General features: G+C 47.2%; 26 protein-coding genes. 7 read left to right on the top strand and 19 right to left on the bottom strand.

Features of this window, described 5'->3' with window-relative positions:
• Positions 1 to 56: 56 nt before the first annotated feature.
• Together CWI76_RS02160 and CWI76_RS02155 are read right to left on the bottom strand one after the other, a co-directional pair.
• Positions 57 to 476 (bottom strand): CBS domain-containing protein, encoded by a 420-nt coding sequence (locus CWI76_RS02160; RefSeq protein ID WP_126758725.1) that lies wholly within the window; start codon positions 474 to 476, stop codon positions 57 to 59.
• A 54-nt stretch (positions 477 to 530) separates the two neighbouring features.
• Positions 531 to 1565: an isoaspartyl peptidase/L-asparaginase family protein gene (locus CWI76_RS02155; protein WP_126758724.1), complete on the bottom strand. Its 1035-nt coding sequence runs from the start codon at positions 1563 to 1565 to the stop codon at positions 531 to 533.
• 287 nt (positions 1566 to 1852) lie between these two features.
• Here CWI76_RS02155 and sbcB point away from each other — a divergent pair, with 287 nt between their 5' ends.
• Both sbcB and CWI76_RS02145 read left to right on the top strand, forming a co-directional pair.
• Positions 1853 to 3286, top strand: coding sequence for an exodeoxyribonuclease I (gene sbcB / locus CWI76_RS02150; RefSeq protein WP_126758723.1), 1434 nt, complete (start codon positions 1853 to 1855; stop codon positions 3284 to 3286).
• 26 nt (positions 3287 to 3312) lie between these two features.
• Positions 3313 to 4950, top strand: coding sequence for a GMC family oxidoreductase (locus tag CWI76_RS02145; protein ID WP_126758722.1), 1638 nt, complete (start codon positions 3313 to 3315; stop codon positions 4948 to 4950).
• Positions 4951 to 4955: 5 nt separating this feature from the next.
• Here CWI76_RS02145 and CWI76_RS02140 read toward each other — a convergent pair whose 3' ends face one another.
• Positions 4956 to 7289 (bottom strand): efflux RND transporter permease subunit, encoded by a 2334-nt coding sequence (locus CWI76_RS02140; protein ID WP_126758721.1) that lies wholly within the window; start codon positions 7287 to 7289, stop codon positions 4956 to 4958.
• 18 nt (positions 7290 to 7307) lie between these two features.
• Complete coding sequence (locus CWI76_RS02135; protein ID WP_198678547.1) at positions 7308 to 8468, bottom strand: WD40/YVTN/BNR-like repeat-containing protein; 1161 nt, start codon at positions 8466 to 8468, stop codon at positions 7308 to 7310.
• Positions 8469 to 8690: 222 nt separating this feature from the next.
• On the opposite strand from CWI76_RS02135, the gene CWI76_RS02130 reads away from it, so the two are divergent.
• On the top strand, positions 8691 to 10046 hold the full coding sequence (locus CWI76_RS02130; protein ID WP_126758719.1) for a DUF1329 domain-containing protein: 1356 nt from the start codon (positions 8691 to 8693) through the stop codon (positions 10044 to 10046).
• An 85-nt stretch (positions 10047 to 10131) separates the two neighbouring features.
• Here the strand turns inward: CWI76_RS02130 and CWI76_RS02125 are convergent, their stop codons facing one another.
• Genes CWI76_RS02125 through CWI76_RS02110 form a run of 4 tightly spaced genes read right to left on the bottom strand, consistent with a single transcriptional unit; the run spans position 10132 to position 13454 of the window.
• Complete coding sequence (locus CWI76_RS02125) at positions 10132 to 11001, bottom strand: NAD(P)-dependent oxidoreductase (protein WP_126758718.1); 870 nt, start codon at positions 10999 to 11001, stop codon at positions 10132 to 10134.
• Entirely contained in the window at positions 10998 to 11933 is a 936-nt protein-coding gene (locus tag CWI76_RS02120; RefSeq protein ID WP_157980795.1) for a diacylglycerol/lipid kinase family protein, read from the bottom strand. The genes CWI76_RS02125 and CWI76_RS02120 overlap by 4 nt, the downstream gene beginning before the upstream one ends.
• A complete protein-coding gene (locus CWI76_RS02115; RefSeq protein WP_126758716.1) occupies positions 11926 to 12699 on the bottom strand; it encodes a methyltransferase in 774 nt (257 codons plus the stop codon). Before CWI76_RS02115 ends, CWI76_RS02120 begins: the two co-directional genes overlap by 8 nt.
• A complete protein-coding gene (locus tag CWI76_RS02110; protein ID WP_126758715.1) occupies positions 12699 to 13454 on the bottom strand; it encodes a Nif3-like dinuclear metal center hexameric protein in 756 nt (251 codons plus the stop codon). The genes CWI76_RS02115 and CWI76_RS02110 overlap by 1 nt, the downstream gene beginning before the upstream one ends.
• A gap of 146 nt (positions 13455 to 13600) precedes the next feature.
• Here CWI76_RS02110 and CWI76_RS02105 point away from each other — a divergent pair, with 146 nt between their 5' ends.
• On the top strand, positions 13601 to 14014 hold the full coding sequence (locus CWI76_RS02105) for a hypothetical protein (RefSeq protein WP_126758714.1): 414 nt from the start codon (positions 13601 to 13603) through the stop codon (positions 14012 to 14014).
• A gap of 49 nt (positions 14015 to 14063) precedes the next feature.
• Here the strand turns inward: CWI76_RS02105 and CWI76_RS02100 are convergent, their stop codons facing one another.
• The 10 genes from CWI76_RS02100 to CWI76_RS02055 are packed head-to-tail and all read right to left on the bottom strand — an operon-like array spanning position 14064 to position 22509.
• Positions 14064 to 14594: a DUF3833 domain-containing protein gene (locus tag CWI76_RS02100; protein ID WP_241967932.1), complete on the bottom strand. Its 531-nt coding sequence runs from the start codon at positions 14592 to 14594 to the stop codon at positions 14064 to 14066.
• Positions 14591 to 15133 carry a chalcone isomerase family protein gene (locus CWI76_RS02095; protein ID WP_241967931.1) on the bottom strand — a complete coding sequence of 181 codons (543 nt, stop codon included), beginning with the start codon at positions 15131 to 15133 and terminating at the stop codon, positions 14591 to 14593. The genes CWI76_RS02100 and CWI76_RS02095 overlap by 4 nt, the downstream gene beginning before the upstream one ends.
• A gap of 18 nt (positions 15134 to 15151) precedes the next feature.
• Positions 15152 to 15685, bottom strand: coding sequence for a DUF2878 domain-containing protein (locus tag CWI76_RS02090; protein WP_157980794.1), 534 nt, complete (start codon positions 15683 to 15685; stop codon positions 15152 to 15154).
• A complete protein-coding gene (locus tag CWI76_RS02085) occupies positions 15676 to 16914 on the bottom strand; it encodes an SAM-dependent methyltransferase (RefSeq protein WP_126758712.1) in 1239 nt (412 codons plus the stop codon). Before CWI76_RS02085 ends, CWI76_RS02090 begins: the two co-directional genes overlap by 10 nt.
• 12 nt (positions 16915 to 16926) lie before the next feature.
• A complete protein-coding gene (locus CWI76_RS02080; protein WP_126758711.1) occupies positions 16927 to 17676 on the bottom strand; it encodes a DUF1365 domain-containing protein in 750 nt (249 codons plus the stop codon).
• The gene (locus CWI76_RS02075; RefSeq protein WP_126758710.1) at positions 17666 to 18946 is read right to left on the bottom strand and encodes an NAD(P)/FAD-dependent oxidoreductase; all 1281 of its coding nucleotides are present in this window, start codon (positions 18944 to 18946) and stop codon (positions 17666 to 17668) included. The genes CWI76_RS02080 and CWI76_RS02075 overlap by 11 nt, the downstream gene beginning before the upstream one ends.
• A 52-nt stretch (positions 18947 to 18998) precedes the next feature.
• Positions 18999 to 19715: an SDR family NAD(P)-dependent oxidoreductase gene (locus CWI76_RS02070; protein WP_126758709.1), complete on the bottom strand. Its 717-nt coding sequence runs from the start codon at positions 19713 to 19715 to the stop codon at positions 18999 to 19001.
• Complete coding sequence (locus CWI76_RS02065; protein ID WP_126758708.1) at positions 19712 to 20149, bottom strand: nuclear transport factor 2 family protein; 438 nt, start codon at positions 20147 to 20149, stop codon at positions 19712 to 19714. Before CWI76_RS02065 ends, CWI76_RS02070 begins: the two co-directional genes overlap by 4 nt.
• Positions 20150 to 20170: 21 nt before the next feature.
• The gene (gene phrB, locus CWI76_RS02060; RefSeq protein WP_126758707.1) at positions 20171 to 21577 is read right to left on the bottom strand and encodes a deoxyribodipyrimidine photo-lyase; all 1407 of its coding nucleotides are present in this window, start codon (positions 21575 to 21577) and stop codon (positions 20171 to 20173) included.
• Positions 21574 to 22509 carry a YbgA family protein gene (locus tag CWI76_RS02055; protein WP_126758706.1) on the bottom strand — a complete coding sequence of 312 codons (936 nt, stop codon included), beginning with the start codon at positions 22507 to 22509 and terminating at the stop codon, positions 21574 to 21576. Before CWI76_RS02055 ends, phrB begins: the two co-directional genes overlap by 4 nt.
• Positions 22510 to 22646: 137 nt before the next feature.
• Here CWI76_RS02055 and CWI76_RS02050 point away from each other — a divergent pair, with 137 nt between their 5' ends.
• From CWI76_RS02050 to CWI76_RS02040, 3 genes are all read left to right on the top strand, one after another.
• Positions 22647 to 23270, top strand: a complete 624-nt coding sequence (locus tag CWI76_RS02050; protein ID WP_126758705.1) for an LON peptidase substrate-binding domain-containing protein — start codon at positions 22647 to 22649, stop codon at positions 23268 to 23270.
• A 125-nt stretch (positions 23271 to 23395) separates the two neighbouring features.
• The gene (locus CWI76_RS02045; RefSeq protein WP_241967930.1) at positions 23396 to 23977 is read left to right on the top strand and encodes a sigma-70 family RNA polymerase sigma factor; all 582 of its coding nucleotides are present in this window, start codon (positions 23396 to 23398) and stop codon (positions 23975 to 23977) included.
• A complete protein-coding gene (locus CWI76_RS02040) occupies positions 23970 to 24641 on the top strand; it encodes a ChrR family anti-sigma-E factor (RefSeq protein WP_126758703.1) in 672 nt (223 codons plus the stop codon). Before CWI76_RS02045 ends, CWI76_RS02040 begins: the two co-directional genes overlap by 8 nt.
• A gap of 70 nt (positions 24642 to 24711) precedes the next feature.
• On the opposite strand, the gene CWI76_RS02035 is transcribed toward CWI76_RS02040, so the two are convergent.
• Positions 24712 to 25002: an integration host factor subunit alpha gene (locus tag CWI76_RS02035; RefSeq protein ID WP_126758702.1), complete on the bottom strand. Its 291-nt coding sequence runs from the start codon at positions 25000 to 25002 to the stop codon at positions 24712 to 24714.
• Between the last annotated feature and the right edge of the window lie 2 nt (positions 25003 to 25004).

Below are 25004 nucleotides of genomic sequence, written 5' to 3'. Positions count from 1 at the left end.
GTCAGTCCTAAGTCATAAAAAAGCTGACGCTAGTTTACCAGCGTCAGCCCTTGATGTTAACGGCGAGAGTACCCATCACGTAAATGTAAATCGATTGCCCGCAATACATCCGTTCTTGTGATCACGCCTATTAACTGGCGTTCAGTATCAACCACTGGGTACATCTTTGGTTTATTGGCTGTCATTTGCTGCGCCAAATCGGTGATAGATGAATCCGCATCCACCGTCACCACATCGCCACGATACATACAGTCACCGACCGTGGCACTTTGTTCATTGTGATAGGTATCGCGCAACATCGTCGCCAAGCAGTCTTGTTCAGACAAAAAGCCCACTAACTTATGTTGTGCATCGACCACCGGACCGCCACGCTGATTACTTTGTAGCAACACTGATACGGCGGCTTCAATTGACATCTCGGGTGAAAAACTCACGGGATGACGATTCATATAATCAACGACCTTTAATGAATGCATGGCGTACCTCTCTTGTTGAACCTAAAAAGTTAAACAACCATGCATTCAGTATAGTCAATCGTTATAAATGGCAACCTCAGCTGGTGCATTACCTATACGTTGCGCGCGATACATACCCTCGGTATTAAATGGCATATGCACATTGCCATCTTTATCGACAATAATGACACCACCCGTACCACCTTGCGGTAGCAACACATCATGAATCACGGCATCGCCCGCGGTCACAACATCAACTTGCTGATATTTCATGCGCGAACAAATGTCAGCTGCGACATGGTAGCGAATAAAGTATTCGCCATGCCCTGTTGCAGAAACCGCGCAACTTTCGTTATCAGCCCACGTGCCTGCGCCAATAATCGGTGAATCACCTACACGGCCGTAGCGTTTACCAGTCATACCGCCGGTTGAGGTGGCTGCCGCTAGGTTTCCATGCTTGTCACGAGCCACAGCACCAACCGTACCGTATTTAAAGTTATCGTCCATGGTAACCCAAGCTTGTTTATCGCGCGGGTTGCCCACTTGCTCTTTCATGCGCTGCAACGCTTGGTAACGGGCTTCGGTGTTAAAGTAACTATTGTCGACTTGTTCAAGGCCTTGCTCACGCGAAAACTGCTCGGCACCTGCACCACTTAGCATGACATGCACCGATTCTTCCATGACCTTGCGTGCCAGTGCAATCGGGCTTTTGACTGTTTTAACGCTCGCAACCGCACCCGCTTCGCGCGTTTTACCATCCATAATTGAGGCATCAAGTTCATGTTCACCGTCCCAGTTGTAGACAGCCCCAACGCCAGCGTTAAATAATGGTGACGCTTCCATAATCTGAACCGCAGCAATCACAGCATCCATACTAGTACCACCATTCGCTAATACGGCATGCCCAGCGTTAATCGCCTCATTTAATTTTGCTTTATAAGCACGCTCACGCTCTGGCGTCATGCTTTCACGAGTAATCGTGCCAGCTCCACCATGAATAGCGATTGCAAAGGTTTCATCGGCGGCTTTTTTACCATGGTCGTCAGCAAAAGCATTGTTTGCTGTAATGCCAAACAAGCCCATTGCGGCAATTAGTGCGATACGTTTCATAAAAACCTCGTTGTTCGTTAATCGATAATCGTTATTCGTTAATCGTTAATCGTTATTCGTTAATCGTTATTCGTTATTGGTTATTCGATACTAGCAGAGTTCGGTTCTTTGAATACAGTTGTTCTAACGCTCGTGTATTTCGTTTTACCGCTTTTAGCTTTCCCGAATAACGAATAACCAATAACGAATAACGCCTTTTCTCTTGTTTCCGAATAACGCCTTTGTTTTATTACTTCATTCAGTTAATCTGAAAGTAAGAATTTCAACAAAAACATCACGGATCTTAAATGACTCAGCCGACCTTCTATTGGCACGACTACGAAACTTGGGGTGCGAATCCACAAATCGATCGACCAGCACAATTTGCAGGTTTGCGAACCACCCTAGATTTTGAACCCGTTGGTCGACCGTTAACGATTTATTGCCAACCCACACCTGATTTTCTGCCGCATCCACAAGCCGTTATGATTACCGGTATTACGCCGCAACATGCATTGGCGCAAGGGATGAATGAATCGGCCTTTGCTGAGAAAATTGCGGCACAGATGAGCGAGCCGAATACAACGATTATTGGCTACAACAATATTGCTTTTGATGACGAAGTTACGCGGCATTTGTTTTATCGTAATTTTATCGACCCCTATGCGCACACTTGGCAGGATAATAATTCACGTTGGGATCTCATTGATCTGATGCGTGCTTGTTACGCATTGCGCCCTGAAGGCATTGAGTGGCCTTATCATGACGACGGACGGGTAAGCATGCGCCTTGAGGATCTTACTCGCGTAAATAACATTGAGCACGGTCAAGCCCACGATGCCATGGCCGATGTGTATGCCACCATTGAAATGGCAAAAAAAGTGAAGCAAGCACAACCACGATTATTTGACTATGCCTACAGCATGCGTCGTAAGCAAGCAGTGAAAGACTTTGTACAACTCACCACCTTTACACCTCTTGCGCATGTCAGCGGTTTTTATGGCGCTCAAAATGGCTATCTTAGTGTGATTATGCCCCTTGCCTACCATCCTGAACAACCCAACACGGTGGTGTATTGGGATCTTCGTTGTGATCCACGCAAACTGATGTCACTTTCTGAAGATGACATGATTGAACGACGATTTACACGGCGTTCGACGCTTCTAGAACACAATCTGATGCCGTTTGGTGGCGGTCAATTCGCACTCAATAAATGTCCGTTCATTGCGCCGCTGAAAGTGATCGATGAATCCGCACAGTCGCGCTGGCAACTCAACTTAGCGCAGCTCGAACAAAATCGGCAGTATTTGATAACTCAGCCTGAATTACGTGAACGTATTGTGGCTGCGTGCATTTATGCCCGAGAGTTTGAAGCCGTTACCGACCCTGATTTGATGTTGTATAGCGGTGACTTCTTCAGCGATCAAGATCGCTCAAACATGGCTATCATTCGGGCAACCGAACCCGACCAGCTCGCTGGTCTTGAGCTTAATTTTGCCGATGCACGCCTCAGTGAAATGTTCTTCAGATACCGTGCTCGTAATTTCCCAAGCACTTTAAATGATAGCGAGTTACATCGATGGCGGGCATTTTGCCAACAGCGCTTGCTTGAACCATCTGGGCGGGCCCTAAGTGCCGAACAATTCATGCAAGAACTTGAGCAAGCAAGTAGTCAATATGCTGACTCTGCCAAACATATGCGATTACTCAACGACTTGTATCGCTACGTACAAAGTCTTTAATTATCAACAAATCACGAGATAGCGTCATGAACCAAACGGCGTTGCATTTTGATTATATTATTGTCGGTGGTGGCACGGCTGGCTGCGTTCTTGCCGAGCGCTTATCTGCTTGTGGCAACTACCGCGTTGCTCTATTTGAAGCGGGTAGCGAAGGTCAATCGCCGTTTAGCGACATGCCCGGCGGTGTTATTCGGTTTATGCATAGCAAAGTCTTTAATTGGCTATATCGTAGCGCCGACAAGGCGCCGCTGCGTAATGGCAAGGGTCTCTATACCCCGCGCGGCAAGGGTCTCGGCGGTAGTAGCTTAATTAATGCCATGATTTATACCCGTGGTGTTGCGAGTGATTACGACCATTGGGCCGCGGTCAGTTCAGCTGACTGGCGCTGGCAAAACGTTCTTGAACGCTTTCGTAAACTTGAATGCAATCAACGTGGCGCCAATGAATACCATGGTGCTGATGGTCCGCTAAAAGTCAGTGATGTTCCGGTTTATTTTAACGCCGCACAAAAGTTTGTCGAAGCTGGCGTTGCTGCAGGTATTCCATTTAATTCAGACTTTAATGGCGAACAGCTCTACGGTGTGGGGCCATTTCAATTCACTATTTTTGAAAACGCTCGTTTCAGTGCACGAAAAGCCTTCCTCGACCCAGCGCGCCAGCGCTCAAATTTAACGGTATTCACGCACAGTTTGGTGGAGCGCATTACAGTGGAAGGTTCGGGTGGAAATAAACGCGCCAATGGCATTCAATTTAGCCGACGAGGAAAATCCTACGTTGCCACCGCGCACCGCGAGGTTATTATTGCTGGCGGCGCAATCAATTCACCGCAATTACTATTGCTCTCAGGTATAGGACCCAAGGCGCAGTTGGATAAGCATGGCATACCCGTGGTCGCCAATAGCCCAGAGGTTGGTAAAAATCTACAAGATCATGTAGACGTGATGATTCATTATCGGAATCAGCTTAAAGATGGCATCAGTATTACGCCTCGCGGTGCACTGAAGATGGCAGCCGCTTGGTGGCAGTATAAACGTCACAAAACGGGCCCCCTCGCAGTTTCGCCAGCGGAAGTTGGTGGCTTTATAAAAAGCCACCCTAAGCTTTCTGATCCTGACCTTCAATTACACTTTGTTTCAACACGATTTAATGATAGCGGCTGGGATTTATGGCCAGCATTCACACACGGCTACGCTTGCCATGTTTGCGTATTACGACCAAAAGCCCGTGGTGAGTTACGTCTCGCAAGTCGCGACCCAGCTCAACCGCCACATTTTGAATATAACTTCCTCGACAATGAGGCCGACAAAGCGGCTCTACTCTCCGGGGTTAAACAGGTACGAGAAATCATGCGACAAGCGCCGTTGCAGTCACACAATGGCGGTGAGGTTTGGCCAGGCGAAACGAACTCTGATGAAGAGCTACTTGAACGAATTACGGCGAATATCGGCTTGATCTACCATCCCACCAGCACCTGTCGCATGGGCAACGATGCCAATGCAGTGGTTGATCCGCAGTTACGCGTCAATGGCGTGAGTAACTTACGCGTCATCGACGCGTCGATAATGCCGACTGTGGTGAGTGGAAACACCAACGCACCAACCATGGTGATTGCAGATATTGGCGCCGACTTTGTTCTCGCCGACGCCGAATCTGTGGTGAACTAAATCAATTAGTGAATTTGCTTGCCGAAGCGCGCAAAGAAGCGCGCTAAGGCTGGTATAAGAATTAACGCACCCAACATGTTCCAGAGGAACATAAAGGTCAGCAAAATTCCCATATCGGCTTGGAATTTAATCGGCGAGAATATCCAAGTTGCAACACCAATCGCTAGGGTCAAACCCGTGAAGCCGACAGCTTTACCGGTGCTATCCAATGCATACTTGTAACTGTCGTTCAGGTGCATGCCTTGTGCCAAGCCTTCACGAATTTTGGTGTAAATATAAATACCGTAATCCACACCAATACCAACACCCAGTGCAATCACCGGCAAGGTGGCGACTTTCACACCAATGCCCAGCACCGCCATTAAGCCTTGACTCATGATAGTGGTTAACATGAGCGGCAGAACAATACAGGTGACTGTTCGAATGCTACGGAAGGTTATCAAACAGAGCACAATAACCACCCCGTAAACCCACAGCAGCATTTTCGTTTGCGCCGATTCAATCACCGAGTTGGTCGCAGCCTCAATCCCTGAATTACCTGCCGCCATCAGCAATTCTAATCCCTCTTGCTGATACTGTTGATTAAAGGCATTCACCGAGGCGACAACGGTTTGTAGGGTTTCAGCTTTGTGGTCGTTTAAATAAATAATAATGGGTGCCATAGAGCAATCAGGGTTGATTAATCCTGGTGGTGTACGACCGGTATTCGCATTCAATACATATTGATTGCGGTTCAGGCTAAACCATTTCAGGTTACCCTCATTTAATCCAAATGACCCCATTTTCGCGACATAAACAACTGATTTCACGTCTTGTACGCCCGGCGTATTTTCCATATGCCAGCTAAAACGATCCATCAGTTCTAGGTTGTCATAGGCAATACACTGACTGGGCGCAGTTTCAGCCATAACCACAAAAATGTCGGTACTCGAGCTGTAATTATCAACAATGAATTGATTATCTAAGTTGTAGCGACTATCAGGACGTAACTCTGGCGCACCAGCATCTAAATCGCCAATCTTCATTTGTTGACTGTAAACCAGCCCCCATGTCAGACCAACTAATGCGACTATTAGCGCGCTGTAGGCCCACTTTGGTTGCGAGAAACGACCAAAGAAAGCCAACATTGGATGTTGTTCTTCGCGGGTGGCACGCACGTAATCCACGCCTTTCACCGATACGCCAGTGTACGACATGATGATTGGCAACAGACCTAAGTTGGTCAATACCACAACCGCAACACCAATACTTGCGGCAATTGCTAGTTCTTGAATTACTTCGATGTCAATAACCATCAATGTGGTGAAACCAATTGCATCAGAAATCAGCGCAGTTAAACCAGCGATATATAGTGAACGGAAAGCTAATCGACTTGCAGCGAATTTATCGTGGCCATCAACACGGTTGTTGCTAATCGCATTAATAATTTGCACGCCGTGGCTCACACCAATGGCGAATACTAAGAACGGTACAAGCATGGAGTACGGGTTAATTCCCGAACCAATCAATTTGATAATACCGAGCTGCCACACAACGGCGATAATCGAACACGACAGCACCGCAAAAGCGCTTCGCCAGCAACGGCTATACCAGAACAGCATTAATAAGGTGATCACAATCGCAATCACAAAGAACAAGCCGACCTGATATGCCCCTTCAATGAGATCACCAATAACTTTGGCGAAACCCGTAATATGAATTTTAACGTTCTCAGTTTGATACTTATCGCGAATGCGTTCTTCGAGCTGCTGCGAAAACTGTTGGTAATCTAAAGCTTCACCAGTATCTGGATTCACTTCATTCAGCGGTACCAAAATCAAAGCTGATTGAAAGTTGTTCGCAACTAGGTTGCCCACTTCACCCGAACGCAACACGTTCGTGCGCAGTTGATCTAAAGAATTCTCGGAGGCATCCCAGTTATCAGGAATAACCGGCCCACCCACAAAACCTTCTTCGGTTACTTCGCTCCAGCGAACATTGGGCGTCCAAATACTTTTTAAGCCACTGCGGTTTACACCCGGAATAAAAAATACTTCATCGGTAATTTCTTGAAGTGTTTTTTGAAAGTCTGCGGTAAAGATACTGCCCTCAGTGGTTTCAACGGCGATACGTACCACATTACCTAAGCTAGCGAGATCTTCTTGGTGCTTAAAATAGTTTTGTATAAATTCATGTTTGGTCGGGATCATTTTGGTGAAGCTAGCTTCAGGACGAACCTGACTAGCATGCCACGCTAAAAACGCAGTTAAGACTGCGAAAATCACAAACCACAATGGACGAAAATTGAAGAGCGCGCGCTCTAGCCACACACTTTTTGACTCAATAGACTGTTCAGACATGCTGCTATTGTTCCTTTATTATTCTTGGGTTTGTGCTGAAGATTCGAAATCTGTAATTTCGAGAACGCCGCGCTGACCAACCACCGTCAATCGACCGTCGCCATGCGCAACGAGATCGGTAAGCGCCGCGCCAGAACTATGCGTCATCTGCTTAATGTTCCCCGCGGCATCAACCCAACCGATAACGCCAGCATTTCCTACCAAGTAAACACCGCCACTTGGTGCATCTACTACAGAATTAATGTTCACGTTGTCAGGCAATTTGATTTGATTAAAGCTGTCACCTTGATCATCGCTGACAAAAATATTGCCGCGCAATCCAGCTACCCATAGACGGTTCTGGGTATCGATGTGTAAACCAAAAAACGACCCGTAATAAGGTGAATCAAGTAAATCCCATGAATCACCCATATCTGCGCTACGGAAAATCTGACCACCCTCGCCTGCAATATAAACATATTGCTCATCTGAGGTGAGCGCATTCAAATGAAAACCATCAAGATTAGCTAAACGCTCATCAAGAATCTCCCAGTTTTCACCACCATCGCGGGACCGTACCAAGGTACCGTAGGCACCCACAGCAAAAATCACATCACGATTAACCGCCCGAATATCGAGAAAAGGTTTTGTAGGACCTTCCTCTTCAGCAACGAAAGCCATATCTAATAAGTAGGTTGCATTGTCTAATTCAAACGCAAGCTCATCTTCACGCTCAACGTTTGAGCCATCGAGTTGTTCAAGTTCTTCAGTAAGTTCATCAACAACGATTTGGAAGTGTGCTTTTTGTAATTCAGTAAACTCAAAACCATCGAGTTGAAGTTGCCATGTTTTACCACCATCGTTTGTGGCAGCAATCACGCCATGATGACCAGCGGCCCAACCGTGATCGGCATCAACAAAATCGACCGACGTAAATAATACACTGGTTGGCATATCTGCTTGTTGCCAGTCACTCTGGCCTGGCTCACGGTACAGAACTACCCCGTAATCGCCAACGGCAACCGTATAATTCGAAGTTTGGGTGATTTCGGTAAGCACCGCTCGTGGTGCTTTTGCGGCCTTCATTGCTGGTGCATTAATTACTTCATAATCAGTAATCGTGTCTGCATTAGCAAACCCAGGCGCGCCATATAAGGCTGCGATTACTGCTGCACCAGCATAAGCTGTCGCTTTTATCATGGAACCCTCGTAAAAATTTTGAGTCTTATATCTTGTTAAATAGTTGCAAATTTCCCATTCGCGATACATGCTATGGAAAAATAACTAGAGGTCAAACCAGCTGATACCTTACAACGAACGCTGTTTTAACGCTAGTATCAGTTGGCCATTTAAATTTGTTAAGTTTTGATGTAGCTTTATTGCGGTAAAGCAAGCATATCAAGAACAACAAGGAAAAGCACAATGAATAAAATGATGCTAAAAGCCGGTATTTTTGCGCTATCTGTTGTGTCCGCTACGGTCATGGCAAAAGTTAGCCCAGAAGAAGCGGCGCGTTTGGGGAATGAACTAACGCCAGTAGGTGCTGTGAAAGCAGGCAATGCTGACGGCTCTATCCCTGAGTGGACAGGTGGTTACAGCAAGCAAGCAGATGGTGAAGCGCCAGAGCGACCAGCTGATCCGTTCGCCGATGAACAACCACTATATACCATCACCGCTGAAAACGTTGACGAGTACAAAGACCTGCTGTCAGCTGGTCAAATGGCAATGTTCAAAAAATATCCTGATTACAAAATGCATGTGTACCCAACGCACCGCACTGCTGCCTATCCGCAAGACGTGTATGACGTCATCGCGAAAAATGCGACAAATGCTGAACTGGTTTCTGGCGGTAACGGCTTAGCCAACTTTGAAAAACACGTGCCTTTCCCAATACCGGCCAATGGTCTTGAGATAATCTGGAACCACATTACTCGCTATCGAGGCGGTGCTGTTCAACGCTTGGTGAACCAGTTCCCAGTTCTTGAAAACGGTGATTTTGTTCCGGTATTACTGCGCGAATCACTGGTATTCCCTGAATATTTGAAAACCGGTCGCGAATCTGCTGATGACAACGTGTTGTTCTACTTCTTGCAAGAAGTATTAGCACCAGCACGTATGACCGGTACCGTGTTGCTTGTGCATGAAACGATTGACCAAGTAGAAGAATCACGCCGTGCGTGGTTATATAACGCCGGTCAGCGTCGTGTTCGTAAAGCACCATCGGTTGCTTATGACGGTCCAGGTACTGCATCTGACGGCTTACGTACTTCTGACGGCCTTGATATGTTCAACGGTGCACCAGATAAGTACAATTGGGAACTTGTTGGCAAGAAAGAAATGTTGATTCCATACAACAACTACAAGTTGATGGATACCAGCTTGTCATATGACGACATCATCGGCCCAGGTCACATGAACCAAGACTACGTGCGTTATGAAAAGCACCGTGTTTGGGAAGTGAAAGGGACTTTGAAAGACGGCGAGCGTCACATTTACGCAACGCGTCACATGTTTATCGATGAAGATACTTGGACAGCGTCTGTAATTGACCATTATGACGGCCGTGGCGAGCTATGGCGTGTTGCTGAAGCTTACAACACTCAGTTCTACTATCACGATACCCCGTGGATGGCAGCTGAAGCATTGTATGACTTGAACTCAGGTCGTTACATTCTGCTTGGTCTGGCGAACGAAGAAAGTGAATACATGAACTTCGATATCGAGCCAGTACGTGGCGACTTCTCTACCGGCGCACTCCGTCGTATGGGTATTCGCTAAATCGAGCATGAGCCTCAGGCTTAAAGAAAACCCCAGCTTTTGGCTGGGGTTTTTTATTGGCTGATATCAATTGGGTTAATAGCAATTATTTTTCGAGGCGCGCCAATAAACTCGATGTATCCCAACGAGAGCCACCCATTTTCTGTACTTCAGCGTAAAATTGATCAACTAATGCCGTCAATGGCATGCTTAAGCCCTGACGTTCCGCTTCACTGAGCGCAATTTTCAAATCTTTACGCATCCAATCAACCGCAAAACCATGCTCATAATGTTGTTCCCACATGGTTTTATAACGATTCTTCATTTGCCATGAGCCAGCCGCACCTTGGCTGATCGCATTGATTAAAGTGTCAGGGTCTAAACCAACTTTGCGCGCTAGCTGCAGGCCTTCTGATAAACCTTGAACTACCCCAGCAATACAAATCTGATTCACCATTTTGGCCAACTGACCGTGACCTGCTGGGCCCATATATTCCCGAGTTTTGGCGTAGCAGGTGAGCGCTTGATTAACTCGGTCAAACGCTTCTTTGTCGCCACCAATCATAGCTGTTAACACGCCGTTTTCGGCGCCCTGCTGCCCACCCGAAACGGGGGCATCTAAAAAGCCAACACCGCGTTCATGACACGCTTGAGCAAGTTCTTTGGCAAGTTCAGCCGAGGCTGTGGTGTGATCAATGAGAACACTTCCTTGCTTCATCGTAGCCAAAACACCGTTGTCACCATAAACCACACTCCGAACATCGTCGTCGTTGCCAACGCATAACATCACAAATTCAGCTCCTTCAGCGGCTGCTGCGGGCGTCTCGGCAAATTCACCGTGATAGGTTTGTGCCCATTTTTGCGCCTTCGCTGTGGTTCGATTATACACCTTGGTGGTAAAGCCACCTTGTTGCAGGTGTCCCGCCATCGGATAGCCCATCACGCCTAAACCAATAAATGCACAGCTGCTACTCATGAATTATCCCCTTTCGTTATCTCAAAATATGGTACTGACACTAAAATAGTAACGGTTGCGATAGACACCGTTGCAGGTCCTTGAAAGTAAATATCACCATCGAGTTCAAGAACATGCTCCGTATCGCCAAGTTGAAATTTATTGCCACGTTCAAAGTCGATACTCGCCGTGGTTTCAATACGCCCTCTAAGAACGTTCAGTAAGGCTTTGACTTGTCGCCAGCGCGGCATTTTCGGCACCCGAATGCGTGCTAGCATGGCATTGCGTCTATCGGCCTGTGGATGGACTAAAAAGCCACCGCCAATATAGCGACCTAACGCCACAAATTGACCGTCATCCCAATAATTGCCGCGGCGTACGCGCGAACGGCTTGTCATTGAGCCGAACAGATAACGGGCCAGCGCAATCAGGTAACTTAAATGCCCTGCACTTTGCTTTAACCAATGCGGCTGTAGGCGCATGAGGTCAACGCTTAAGCCTGTTCCGACGTGGTTAACGAAATAGCGACTTTGGTCATTCGATTGCACATAGCCAACCGCTTCAACTTGCGTTGCGAACTCCGCCTTCATGCGCCAGTTCCAGTGCTTCAAGTTGTGATCTCGAGCAAAGTCATTGCCAGTGCCAACTGGTATCACCGTCAGAGCTACCTGCCGGTGCCGCTCAGCTTGAATCAGCGCATTCACTACAATATTAATGCTACCATCACCACCTATCACCACGCATTCTTGAGCGCGCTCGCTCACCTGCATCAATTGTGTTTGATCGCGTACTGAACTAGCTGAGCTTGGTAATAAGGTCACGTCACATGCACCACTCACAAAAAATGTCTGATAGCGATTAGCCAATCGCCGCGCACGTTGGCTCAGTTGATTGTAGTAAATGACAACCTTGCGTTTAGCTTCCGTTCGTTCAGAGTTCGGGCGTTCAGGCATGTTCAATTTGCCAATGTAAATAACGACCGATATCAACGAACGGTGATTGTTGGTTATACCGAAGTTCGAGGGCGAGCAATTCATCAAAACGTTTCTGATCATCGCGGTTTCGCAAGTAATCATGAAAGCAGCGCACGCCAGTGCGTTGCGTCACTTTTAACTGCAATGCCTCGAGCCATTGGCGCATGTCATTCGGATTAATTGGCTGTTGCGGGCTCATTCGTACGGTCTTTTTCACGGTTAAATCAGCTTGCACATAATCGAAGTTGCCAAAAATTATATTCGCAAGAATCTTGGCGTCGCGGTTGTAAAACATCAACGATAAACGCCCGTTGGCATGCATTAATTGCTTTAATGTGACAAGCGCTTGTTGTGGGTCAACCAACCACTCTAATACAGCATGACAGAGCACAATGTCATAGCGCTGCTGTAGAAGCTCAGGCAAGCCCTGTAACGGCGCTACATGATAGGTGTAATGCTGCGCCAACCCATGCTGCTCGTGCAGTGCCTGTGCTTCACCGACTATCTCGGCGGAAATATCTGTGTGCGTCACCTCACAGCCCGCTTGCGCAAACAACATCGACAGTTGACCTAACCCACCGCCAACATCCAACACCCGTAATTTCGCGGCGTTGCCTGGTTGCGGTAACCAGGCTTGCAAATCACGTTCGAGCACTGCAAGACGCAACCTACCTTTGTTGGTGGCATAGATATTGCGCGAAAATTTTTGCGTGATGCCCTCAAAGCTTTGATCACGTTTGGCCATTACGCAGGGTTCTCAATATCAATGAACACATGAACTAAGCCAAATTTCTCGGCTAAATGCTCGCCCAACGCGCGAATACCATAACGCTCAGTAGCGTGGTGCCCCGCGGCAAAATAAGCCAGGCCCTGCTCTTGCGCACTGTGTGTGGTTTGCTCAGATATTTCGCCACTTAAAAAAGCATCAAAACCGGCCGCAGCGGCATGATCGATATATCCCTGACCACCGCCGGTACACCACGCAATTCGAGAAATCGGCTGGTCACAGTCGATCCGTACAGTTAACGGACGCTGTAAACAACGACCGATATGCTCGCCAAGCTCTTCGGAAGTTATCGGCTGCGGTAAAGTGCAGCCCATTACGACGCCTTCTGGATCCACACTCAACAGTGGTTGAGGTTGCGGCCAGCCAAATAATTCTGCCAACTGTGCGTTATTACCAAACTCTGGGTGCACATCCAGCGGCAAATGATAACCAAACAGATTGATATCGGCTTGCAACAACGCCTGAATACGACGCTTCTTCATTCCGGTAATCACCGCGGGCTCACTTTTCCAAAAATAGCCATGGTGCACCAAAATGGTATCCGCGCCCTGTTCTATAGCGGCATCAATCAATGCTTGGCTAGCGGTCACACCAGTGACAATTTTGCGGATGTCTTGGCGACCTTCAATTTGCAACCCATTCGGACAATAATCACGAATACGATCGATTTGTAATAATTCACTGAGATAATTCTGAAGCTCGGAACGTTGCACAATGTCCTCGTTTCTGCTGAAAATTTGATGATACGGTGTGTTTTTAGCATATATTTTGGACAATTAAGTCAGACATTAGACAATATGCTTAAAAAACGGTATAAAAATGAAACACACACACATGATAACGCTATAGGATAGTATCCATGAGCAAACTTGATAAAGACCAAGTGCTTGCTGATTTTACTGCAGCATACCAGCAAGCTCACGGTAAAAAACCAAAAATTGAAGCAAAAGGCGGCTGGTACAGCGTTGATGGCGGTAAAAATGTACGTCTTGCACAACTTGCCGAAGAAGCTGAAAGCTTAGCCGGTGGCGCCGCGAAAAAACCAGCGGCAAAAGCTGAGAAAAAGACTGAGAAAAAAGCGGAACCAGCGAAGAAAGCCGCACCCGCTAAAAAAGCGACAACAAAAGCAGCACCAAAAGCAGCTGCCAAGTCTGATACAAAGGGTGCTAAAGTTGCGAAATCTGCGAAAGGCGGTTTGACAGCGAAGGAATTATGGCGCCAACGACTTGAGCAAGACAGCACGTTATCACGCCTTCCTCGTGGCTACGATTAATTGTTAACGCACACAAAAAAGGGACGATATCGTCCCTTTTTTATTGCATTTATTTCTTACCGATGTACAGCGTGATTTCGCCAACGGGCAGGCCGAACTTATACATTTGCGTACGATTGATCATATTATCTTCATCAACCAAGTACAGCCAATCATCAAGTTTTACTGAAAATGGCTCGCCATCGCGCTCAATAATCAGTGTATAGCTCCAATTTAAGACGTTACCTGCGGTTGTGCCCTCAGCAACACCTTCAACGTCACTAGCCCGTCCTTCGTAGCTGTTTTCACCAGTTTTTGTAATGTACCAAATACGCTCTTGCTCACTACCATCGGCATAATAGAATTGCTCGTCTAGCACTCCTTCGTTGCCATCCCACGTGCCCTTTAAGTCAGCGCGAAAACGCTGAATCACTTTACCGCTATAATCTTGCACCATTCCGTAAGCAACTAATTCGCCATCAAAGAACTCTTCAAGTTTTAACTGCGGTTCTTCGCCTTGGTAATCTTCAATATTCGCGGAGCAACCAACCAACAAGCTGAGTGCACTCGCCGCCGCCAGCATCTTTAGAAATTTCATCATTGCACTCCTATTAATTCGTCACGCTCTTTTTTAAAGCGAGAGTTTTTATCAAGCCAGATAGCGAGGAAGTCGTCAGTGAACTGCGCTGAATTAATTTCTCCGAGTTCGCCTGAAGGTCCGAAAAATTTGGCATGCCCCTGCTCAGTTTCAAGCAAAGTAATACAATCGCCCTCTTTCACATTGGGCCACATGTCACGCAGGTCATCGAGCCACTGCTGGTGTTCATCACTCATCGTGATACCCAGACGCTCCCATTCTTCGGCCGTCGTATCAACTAAGTCGTTAGCTTTGATATCGCGCAGGTAGCTCAACTGCAACGCGCGCTGTTCGGCGCTGTCTAGTGAGCCCGTGTCGGTACGCAACTCGGCATCATAAACATCCCAGAACCAAACACTGAGACGGGTTTCGCCTACTTTTTGTAACGTCTCAAAAGCATCAACTGAGCATTGCGATGCGAGTGCGGGCGAACTAAATCCACCCATAACGAATGCCGAAGAAACAAATAGCCCGTTTCGTAAATAAGCAAATAACTTGGTCATGATGTACCTCCTCGTTGGTTAGCTCGCGGTTTTCACAAAACGCGGCATTAACCAAGCAAATATCACCATATATACGGCCCACAGCGCCGCATAGATTACCCACAGCTGCCACTCAGGTGAATTAAGTTCAGCAGCACCCAAGCGTATACCAATCGCGTAGGTTAAAGGTCCAGAGGCGATGCCGAGTAAAGCCCCCCATAACGGCCGCCCAGCTAAGCCGCTAAGCGTATTCATAAGCATGCCGACAAAGCCAAGCCAGAGTAAGATAAGCCAAACAGGTAAAAAACCGCCACTAAAGGTAAGAATACCAACAGCAACCACAGTCGCCTCGAGCGCTAAACCTAACAGCACAAGAATAATATAGAGTGTCCAATTAAACTCGCTACTCCGGATGGCTAAAACCACTTGAAGTGCCACTAAGATGACGGTTGTGATCAACCAATCGGCGCGACCTGCAACAGCGCTGAGCCAGACTAAATCAAATAGAAACAGTCCGGCCAGTTTAGGCAGCCAGGTACGAGCGACCTGGCGCGATTTCTCATTTAACGACACTGTGGTTTGGTTGCCACAAGTTGCACCGCCGATACGGTGCGCTCACGGAAACCACCTTCGCAATAGCACAAATAATAGTTCCACATTCGACCAAAACGCTCATCGTAACCATGTTGCATCAATTGTGGATGGGCATGGTTAAATTGCACACGCCAATCAGCCAAGGTTTGCGCGTAGTCATAACCAATATCATCAATGTGACGAATGACCATGTCGGTTTGCTCGGTAAACATTTCCACCATCATCGTTAATGACGGCAAAAAGCCACCCGGGAAGATATATTTTTGAATAAAATCAACAGAGTTGGCGTAACTCTTCATGCGCTGATCGGCAATGGTAATCGCCTGCAACGCCATCTTGCCATTTGGCTTTAGTAATCGATTACAGGTTTTGAAGAAAGTTGGCATATATTTACGACCAACCGCTTCAATCATCTCCACCGATACCAATTTGTCGTAAGTACCGGTTAGATCGCGGTAATCTTCTTTGAGTAGCGTTATCAAATGGCCAAGGCCCTCGCGCTCAATGAGTTCCTTTGTATAACTAAACTGCTCTTCTGAAATCGTCGTAGTCGTTACTTTGCAGCCATAATTTTTCGCTGCAAATACCGCAAGACCACCCCAACCGGTTCCAATTTCAAGCAAATGATCAGCGGCCGTTAACTCAAGACTGTCGCACAAGCGCTTCAGTTTATGCTGCTGCGCTTCGGCAAGGGTTGCATCTTTATCTGGATACACCGCACTTGAATACTGTAACGCTGGGTCTAAAAACGCCTGATATAAATCATTCCCTAAATCATAGTGCGCTGAAATATTCTCTTTCGCTTGGCGTTTGCTATTGTTACGACGCCAGTGCTGAAATTTTTGAATTGGCAACAAAATCCAACTGAGTTTGGCTTCAGCCGCATCGAGAGCCGGCAAATTGCGCGCAAACACCTGAATAACATGGGTTAAATTAGGGGTCGTCCAACTTTCATCCATAAACAATTCGGCCGCGCCAATGCTGCCACCGAATAAAAAGCGACGATAGAAATCAGGTTTCTGAATATCAATTTCGGCTTTTAGTGTGTTTTTTTCAGAGCCGAAACGGCCAACGACTTGACCACGCTCTTTCACCACTAAATAGCCTTCGGTTAACCGGCCAAGCAAGCTCAACACGGTCTTTCGTAATACTTTATCGATACTACCTAAATCGTTCTGCATAACCGTCAATGCATTCTCTTTGTACATTAGAACAAACCCTTATTTAGACTTATCGGTGTTGGGATGTGTGTACACTGGTGTGCCCTTCAACCACAACCGTAACGCCTGCCAATAGATGGCACTCACTGTGCCCAACGTATTAATTGGATACCTTAGTAATACGTTACGAATGGATTTCGAGTTCAATTCAACACGCGTTAATTTTACTGTGGCACTAAAGTCGCGCTTTTTCGCATGCACATCGAGATGCACCATAGCGTGGTGCCCCGGCGTAGGCTGCGGCGGAATCAGTTGCCAGTGGTAGCGCATATCGATTGGATTAAACGGCGATACATGGAAAGCTTTGTCATGCACTAAAGCCTGCGATAAATCCAGCGCATAATAGTGACGTTCGTTCCATGGTGTATTACTGACTTCAGCTAGCATGTAGCTGTAATCGGTTTGGCCTTCAGGTTGCACGAAGTAACAGTTCAAGGGGCTAAAATATAAACCAAACGTGCGTACGGCGCCGAGAAAAAACACCCGGCCTTTTATTTCATGCCCAGTTAGCTGGGCAAGCTTATCGCGCACAGCTTGCGCTAAATCGCCTTGGCTGCCACGTAGGTAATCCTTGCGCCGAAACCATAACGGCGCAAAGCCCCGAGCAGAAAACCACCGACTTTGTGCGGCAACTTGGTCAAGTTCATCAAGGGCAAGCCACCACTGCGCAATGCTATAACTAAATGCATGTTGTGTGGGGCGGTACCGTGCGTGATGCACGTGCCCTTTTAAAATCGCGCTAGTTAACATCCCAGTCAATTCCTAAGCGTCTAGCCACATCAACTGCACTGCGCACGCCATCTTCGTGAAAACCGTTATACCAGTAAGCGCCCGTGAAGTGGCAATGATGATGCCCGCAAATACGCTCGCGTTGTGCCCGCGCTTGCATCGATGCCACGCTATATACTGGATGGGCGTAATGGTAAGTTCCCAAGATTTTCGCTGGTTGAATAGCCGACGTGTTATTTAGGGTCACGCAGAATACCTCCGGCGCTTCAATGCGCTGCAAGATATTCATATTATAGCTCACCGAGCTTGGTCGAGTGCGTGCATCGTCATCGTTGTGTAATAAGTAATTCCAACTCGCCCAAGCACGTTTACTGCGCGGCAACAAACGTACATCGGTATGCAACACCACCTCGTTCATTTGGTATGGAATATTGCCGAGAACGTGTTGTTCAGCCTCAGTTGGTTGCGCCAACAAAGCAAGAGCTTCATCACTATGGCACGCGAACACCACTTCATCGAAATCTTGCATGCTGCCATCGGCAAATTCGAGGGTAATAGCACTTGCGCGTTCAGGTAATTCACGATGTACCGCAACAATCGTCGCGTTAAGCGTGATGTTATCGGCAAAACCAGCCGTGAGCGGCTTAATGTAGGCACTTGAGCCTCCAATAATGGTGTGCCATTGCGGTCTATCCGCGACATTTAACAAACCGTGATTGGAGAAAAACCGTAAGAAAAAACCGAGTGGAAAAGCTTCAGCTTCTTTTAAGCTGGCGCTCCATATCGCGGCAACCATTGGTAACAAGTAAAGTTCGCTTACTTCGTGCGAAATGTTCTGTTGCTGTAAAAACTCACCAAGCGTGAGTTCATCAAGGTTCTCGCCACGTTCGTATGCTGCTTTGGCTGCTTTGTTAAAGCGTAAAATACCGTTAATGAGTCGATAAAATTTTGGTGAAAATAGGTTTTTACGTTGCGCAAACAAGGTATTGAGGTTGTGGCCGTTGTACTCTAATCCAGTGTCTGGATCGCGCACACTAAAACTCATTTCGGTATCTTGCCAAGCCACATTCAGTTCGCGCATGAGCGCACGAAAATAAGGATAAGTACGATCATTAAAAACGATAAACCCAGTATCGACCGCGTAATTTTCGCCATGAACGTTGACCGATACCGTATGGGTGTGCCCACCAATATAATCATTTTTTTCAAATACTTGAACATCATGTTGCTTGTGCAACAAATAGGCCGAGGTGAGGCCCGCAATACCTGAGCCGATAATGGCAATCTTCATGCAACTACTTCTCCGTGAGAAAACGTCGTTGGGCGTTCTCGCTGGTTTCTGGTTAAGCCATTCGCTTAGACAACGCCACCTGCCAAGATTGCGGTAAGCGCGACATTAATTTCAAAAACCAACCAAACACCGTTGGAAAGGTTATATCCGTGGTTCCTTTACGAATTCCTTTACGGATTCGATCAGAGGCAAATTCAACTGACACGCGCATCGGCATCTCGAAATCATTAGCATCAGTCATTGGCGTTTCAACAAAGCCAGGCGATACGGTAAGCACTTGAATGCCTTTCGGTTCGAGATCGACTTGCAAGCTGCGCGCAATGTATTGAATGGCGGCCTTTGAACCACCATAGGCTTCAGCACGAGTAAATGGCAGTAGACGCGCCGTACTGCCAACGAACACTAACTTGCTACCGGCTTTCAAATTCGGCAACAACGCCTCAACACAACGCATCATGCCAAACACGTTGACTTCAAACACACGCTCGAACATCGCTGCCTCGAAGCGGTCAATATCAACATATTCACATACCCCGGCAGACAGAATGACCAAGTCAACGTCGGTATAAACAGCAAGTGCTTGCTGAGTTTGATCGGCATCGCTTACATCTAAGCGTTGCGCCGCAATATTGTTTGGGAAACGTTGCTCTAATTCAGCCAGTACGTCGGTGTTTCGGCCGCAGGCAATAACGGTATGTCCTTCGCTAGCGTAATCCATGGCCACTTGTTTGCCGATGCCTGAGGTAGCACCTGTGATCAAAATATTCATGATGATTTCACCCGCGTTTTAATCTTATCAATCACATAGCCAATCACTGGAATGTGTTCATACAACATCGCGCCGGCGTCGTAATAGTCGGTTTGCGATAAAATTTTATCGTTCTCAAGTTTCAAATGACTGGTACCAGGAACGACAATCTCGCGCCCTTGAGCTAACTTAGGATGCTTCAAGCGCATCTGCCAACTCACAAACACGTCATCGCCCTGCCTTGCTCGCTCCGCAAAAGCAAAGTGGCAGTATTCGATGCCCTTGATGGTGTTACGGAAGTAGGTTTTAAGGTTATCTAAACCCTGCACATGATGAATTGGGTCGACAAAGGTCACGTCGTTGCAATACAACGTATCAAGTGCAGCAATACTATCTTCATTTAAGTCGTCATAAAGCCGTTCAAGCTGTTCAACGATATCTGCCACACTAGTCATGATTCCCCCGTTGTTCCGTGTTCATAAAGCCTTAAAAGCTGATAGAAAACGCTCCCTTGCTTGTTTGTGATTCACAATAGGAGCCGGATAATCATCTCGACCACGTTGTTTTAACCATGCAGCCGGCGCATGGATTTGTTTGGCCGGACAATCGTTTAATTGTTTGACCCATTTACGAATATAGCTACCGTCGGGATCAACTTTTTCGCTTTGTAAGGTTGGATTAAATACCCGAAAGTAAGGCGCTGCATCTGTACCTGTTGAAGCACTCCACTGCCAGCCACCATTGTTCGCAGCAAAACTGCCATCGATGAGATGTTGCATAAAAAATCGTTCACCCCAGCGCCAATCTATCATGAGGTCTTTCACTAAAAAATGCGCCACTATCATGCGTACGCGATTATGCATCCAACCTTCAGAAGCGAGTTGACGCATACCAGCATCAACAATCGGATACCCTGTTTCACCGCGACACCACGCATCAAATTCGGCTTCATTATTGCGCCATTGCATGGCAGCGGTATGCTTCAAAAACGCCTTGCCATAACTTAAGCGTGGCACATGCTGCATTAAGTGCAAATAAAACTCGCGCCATATCAGCTCGTTTAACCAAGTATCAGCGCCCTTGTCTAACCCAGCGGGAAAGTTCGGGCTTTGTTGTGCCAGCAAATGAATCGCTTGCCATGGCGATAAAATACCAAGCTCCCAATACGGCGACAGTCTCGAGGTTGTATCTAAGCCTGGCATGTCGCGCTCAGCGGCATAACTATCAACGTTCTCGTCGAGATAACGATGCAACGCTTCGCGAGCGGCGGTCTCGCCAACTTCCCAGGCGCTCGAATCGCGCTGCGGATAATCGATTTCCGGAATGGCTGCCACCGGAACAGACTGGCGCTTTGGTAAGGTAGTTAGAGGTGGAAGCCCTTTATCCGTCAGGTACTCTCGCCACGCTTTCGCAAATGGCGTGAATTTCTGATACATGCTCCCTGCTTGCGTGGTAATAATTGGCGGCACCACCAAGCTACCGTGGTGTTGGTGCACGGCCACGTTATGGTCTTCTAACACAGCTTTCACCGCTCGATCACGGCGCTGCTCATGCACAGGATATTCGGCATTAAAATGTAGTTCAGTCAGCTCATGTTCTTGGGCAAAACGCTTGACCGCTTTTGCCGCTTTCGCCCACGAATCAATCACCTCGATCGACAAGGCAATACCATGTTCCGCCGCATCCTTCACAAACTCCTGTAAGTGTTGACGCAATAAATCCCACTTTATCGGCGCCCAATCATGCTCACGCATTTGTTCTGGGCTCAACAGTAACAGCGCAGGAACGGCACGTTCGGCGCCATTAACCTTACTTGCTGCCGCCACCGCTGGGTTGGCAGCTAAGCGTACATCGCCACGAAACCACACCCCAGCGTAACTCACAACGCGTACCTCAACTTTAAATCTGCTGGGTACGGATTTAAATACCGCTGTCCCTGCAAATAGTCATTCGGATATTCACGCAGATAATGACGTAACAACGTCAGCGGCGCTAATAGTGGCTGCACGCCGTCGTGATAATCCATAATCAAGGCACTGAGCTCAGCCTTTTGTTCTTTGCTGAGGTATTGACCGAAATAGCCCTGAATATGCTGCAATACGTTGGTGTGATTGGCGCGTGTCGCCGGCTTACCTAACGCCGTCATAATGGCTTCAATATACTGCTTCGCAAAACTCGCATCGATATTTTGTTGATCAGCCACTAATCGGCCTAAGCGACGATACTCCGCTTGGTTGTGCGCCAGTAACAATAACTTCAATTCGGTGTGGAAATTCAGCAAATCAGCTTTGCGCAGCGGCTGTGGTAATTGTTGCCACGCATGATAAACAAACACGCGCATGACAAAATTCTCACGCAATGGCGCATCGTTTAATCGGCCGTCTTCTTCCAACGGTAATGCGGGATGTAATTCGCGTAGGCGTTTCACGAAAATACCTTCCGCTTCTTTGCGCGCATAGCCCGTGTCCGGATCATAAAGCTTCACCCGCTCCATGCCACAACTTGGCGATTTGGCACACAGAACATAGCCACTGAGCTGTTTTAAATGCGGTTGCGCTTTATCCGCAAAGTGACTCAGTTTTTCGGTAACATCCTCACCTGTTTTCGGAACAACCGCACGCACTCCGTGGTCGTGTTGCTCTAAACGAATGGTAGGACGCGGCACTGGCATGCCAATACCAACTTCCGGACATAACTTAACGAACTCAACATGCCGCTGTAGCTCGTTAGCACAAAAATCAGATCGCTTATGGCCACCATCAAATCGCACTTGGTCGCCCAATAAGCAGGCACTGATACCAACTTTTATTGTCACCGTGACACTCCTTGGTTGTGACTTTCATTCTAGCCTGACGAAAATTACGAAAAATAGCTACAAAAGTTCACCCGAATTAATCCAAAACAAAAAATCGTGCGTAATTGCGTTAACTGTCATCTAAGAGGTTAGCAATAATGACTCAAGCGCAACAAACAATGCCTTTATTTCCGTTGTCGGGGCACGTGTTACCTGGCGGTACCATGCGATTGCGCATTTTTGAGCCTCGTTACATTCGGATGGTCAAAGAAGCCTGTAACGGCACGTCATGCCGCCCCATTGGAATGTGCATGTTAAATGAAAATGGTGATCGCGATTTGAATACGCACATTCATCCGATTGGCACTGCCGCAACCATTATCGATTTTGAACAACTGCCCGACGGGTTACTCGGAATTACGGTAGCTGGCCAATATTTATTTAGAATTGCGGATATCCAGGTTCAAGACGATGGCCTTCGTGTTGGTCATACCGATGATGTCAGCGCATGGCCATCCCAGGCTTTGAGCGCGGCCGATAAATTTTTAGCTGAGCAACTCGTGGAAATTTACAATACCTATCCTGAGTTGGCCGTAGCGTATAACAACGAGCAACTGCAACGGGCTGATTGGGTGTGCTTACGTTGGCTCGAGTTAGTGCCAGTAAGCGCGCAAACCAAACAAGAATTGCTGCAAGCGCCGACCGCTGATGCGGCATTGACCTTTTTACGTGATCTGGTCATCGAGAGTAAGCAAGACAACGAACAACAAGCCGCAGGATAAATTTTGAACACGATTGTGATCCAGTCGCAAAATAACTGCGTAAAACTCAGACAATATGTTGAATATCCTGGTGGGTATAAACTACTATGCAGACAGCAACTCATAGAATAACTAAACGGAACACTATGTCTTCTGCGCAGCCGGATAATCCCGAGCACGCTGCCGAATTACTTGCGAAGATAGCTGCTGAACAATCACGAGCTGCATTTAGCGAATTATTTCGTTATTTTGCGCCGCGTTTGCAGGCCTACGCTACCCGCCAATTTGGTAACGAGCAAACCGCCATGGACTTGGTTCAGGAAACCATGACCAATGTTTGGCACAAAGCCCACTTGTTCAAACCTGACCGAGGCTCAGCCGCTACTTGGATATTTACCATTGCGCGTAACATTCGTTTTGATTTGTTACGTAAAAATAAGTATCGCCAAAATGATTTGAGTGCGGACGATTTGTGGCCGGTATTAGCCGAAACAAACGACTCACTCGATGATGATTACGCACTCGATAATGATTTACTTATGCAGCAGTTGGCTGTGTATTGTGAGCAATTACCGAAAGCACAACGGACCGTGATTGAACTTATTTACATCGAAGGCAAGTCGCAGCAAGAAGTTGCCGACGCCCTTGAAATTCCGTTGGGTACGGTTAAATCACGCACCCGTTTAGCATTACAGAAATTGAAAGAGTTGATACAGCACGATGATTAAATTCCACCCTTCAGAACAGCACTTAGTGCTTTATGCCGCTGGCGAACTCAGCCCTGCCATGTTGATGATGGTTGGAACCCACGTGGATATGTGTCCGAAGTGCCAAGCTCATGTGCAAGATATTGAGCAACATATGGCCACGAAGTTATTTGGTGAAACGGAAACGGCTAGTATTGTTCACGGGTTCGATGAGCAAGCCATGTTACAGGCAATTTTCAATTCACAATCGCCTGCGGGCTCTGCCGCGCCGGCTGCAAACGACAGTCTCTATCTCGAGGGACAACGCTTTGCACTGCCGCCGACGTTAGCACGCAACTCGCACCGCATTGGCGAGTGGAGCCGCTTACCAGGTAAACTTTGGCGCGCACCAGTACGCGTGGGTGGCGAAGAGATGCTTAACTTCATTTACATGGGTGAGCATGCTTCCTTGCCAGAGCATACCCACAAAGGCAACGAAGCAACCTTAGTGGTGAATGGTGTGTTTAATGATGAGCATAATGAGTATCGTGATGGTGACTTCATGTTACTTGATGAGCATCACAAGCATTCACCGGCAACCCAAGATCACGACTGTTTGACCATTGCGGCGCTTGATGGGCCGTTGCATTTCACAACAGGTTTAAGTCGATTATTGAATCCGTTTAGTAGTCTGTTTTTTAAATAAAACAAGCAGATACAAAAAGGCCGCTTCAATAGCGGCCTTTTTTATGTCGTGTTTCATGACGCGAGTACATTTACTTTTTGGCAGTACTAACGCGTTGTTTTAGCTTCTGACCAGGACGGAATGTCACCACCCGTCGTGCAGAAATAGGAATATCTTCACCGGTTTTCGGGTTCCGTCCCGGTCGTTGATTTTTAGTGCGTAGCTCGAAATTACCAAAACCTGATAATTTCACCTCTTCCCCACTTTCCAACGCTCGTCTAATTTCCTCAAAGAAGTTCTCGACCAGGTCTTTAGCATCACGTTTGTTTAAACCAAATTTTTCAAACAAATGCTCGGCCATTTCTGCTTTGGTCAGCGCCATAG

Origin of the sequence: Pseudidiomarina marina (assembly GCF_003987045.1) — a bacterium.
Taxonomy (GTDB): domain Bacteria; phylum Pseudomonadota; class Gammaproteobacteria; order Enterobacterales; family Alteromonadaceae; genus Pseudidiomarina; species Pseudidiomarina marina.
The sequence above is the reverse complement of the archived record's forward strand: the minus strand, read 5'-3'. Positions and strand labels throughout refer to the sequence as shown.

What these genes read in the sequence shown, in the direction of transcription:
- CWI76_RS02160 (WP_126758725.1), bottom strand. Translation starts at nt 476, where the DNA reads ATGCATTCATTAAAGGTCGTTGATTATATGAATCGTCATCCCGTGAGT.
- CWI76_RS02155 (WP_126758724.1), bottom strand. Translation starts at nt 1,565, where the DNA reads ATGAAACGTATCGCACTAATTGCCGCAATGGGCTTGTTTGGCATTACA.
- sbcB (WP_126758723.1), top strand. Translation starts at nt 1,853, where the DNA reads ATGACTCAGCCGACCTTCTATTGGCACGACTACGAAACTTGGGGTGCG.
- CWI76_RS02145 (WP_126758722.1), top strand. Translation starts at nt 3,313, where the DNA reads ATGAACCAAACGGCGTTGCATTTTGATTATATTATTGTCGGTGGTGGC.
- CWI76_RS02140 (WP_126758721.1), bottom strand. Translation starts at nt 7,289, where the DNA reads ATGTCTGAACAGTCTATTGAGTCAAAAAGTGTGTGGCTAGAGCGCGCG.
- CWI76_RS02135 (WP_198678547.1), bottom strand. Translation starts at nt 8,468, where the DNA reads ATGATAAAAGCGACAGCTTATGCTGGTGCAGCAGTAATCGCAGCCTTA.
- CWI76_RS02130 (WP_126758719.1), top strand. Translation starts at nt 8,691, where the DNA reads ATGAATAAAATGATGCTAAAAGCCGGTATTTTTGCGCTATCTGTTGTG.
- CWI76_RS02125 (WP_126758718.1), bottom strand. Translation starts at nt 11,001, where the DNA reads ATGAGTAGCAGCTGTGCATTTATTGGTTTAGGCGTGATGGGCTATCCG.
- CWI76_RS02120 (WP_157980795.1), bottom strand. Translation starts at nt 11,933, where the DNA reads ATGCCTGAACGCCCGAACTCTGAACGAACGGAAGCTAAACGCAAGGTT.
- CWI76_RS02115 (WP_126758716.1), bottom strand. Translation starts at nt 12,699, where the DNA reads ATGGCCAAACGTGATCAAAGCTTTGAGGGCATCACGCAAAAATTTTCG.
- CWI76_RS02105 (WP_126758714.1), top strand. Translation starts at nt 13,601, where the DNA reads ATGAGCAAACTTGATAAAGACCAAGTGCTTGCTGATTTTACTGCAGCA.
- CWI76_RS02100 (WP_241967932.1), bottom strand. Translation starts at nt 14,594, where the DNA reads ATGATGAAATTTCTAAAGATGCTGGCGGCGGCGAGTGCACTCAGCTTG.
- CWI76_RS02095 (WP_241967931.1), bottom strand. Translation starts at nt 15,133, where the DNA reads ATGACCAAGTTATTTGCTTATTTACGAAACGGGCTATTTGTTTCTTCG.
- CWI76_RS02085 (WP_126758712.1), bottom strand. Translation starts at nt 16,914, where the DNA reads ATGTACAAAGAGAATGCATTGACGGTTATGCAGAACGATTTAGGTAGT.
- CWI76_RS02080 (WP_126758711.1), bottom strand. Translation starts at nt 17,676, where the DNA reads ATGTTAACTAGCGCGATTTTAAAAGGGCACGTGCATCACGCACGGTAC.
- CWI76_RS02075 (WP_126758710.1), bottom strand. Translation starts at nt 18,946, where the DNA reads ATGAAGATTGCCATTATCGGCTCAGGTATTGCGGGCCTCACCTCGGCC.
- CWI76_RS02070 (WP_126758709.1), bottom strand. Translation starts at nt 19,715, where the DNA reads ATGAATATTTTGATCACAGGTGCTACCTCAGGCATCGGCAAACAAGTG.
- CWI76_RS02065 (WP_126758708.1), bottom strand. Translation starts at nt 20,149, where the DNA reads ATGACTAGTGTGGCAGATATCGTTGAACAGCTTGAACGGCTTTATGAC.
- CWI76_RS02050 (WP_126758705.1), top strand. Translation starts at nt 22,647, where the DNA reads ATGACTCAAGCGCAACAAACAATGCCTTTATTTCCGTTGTCGGGGCAC.
- CWI76_RS02045 (WP_241967930.1), top strand. Translation starts at nt 23,396, where the DNA reads ATGTCTTCTGCGCAGCCGGATAATCCCGAGCACGCTGCCGAATTACTT.
- CWI76_RS02040 (WP_126758703.1), top strand. Translation starts at nt 23,970, where the DNA reads ATGATTAAATTCCACCCTTCAGAACAGCACTTAGTGCTTTATGCCGCT.
- CWI76_RS02035 (WP_126758702.1), bottom strand. Translation starts at nt 25,002, where the DNA reads ATGGCGCTGACCAAAGCAGAAATGGCCGAGCATTTGTTTGAAAAATTT.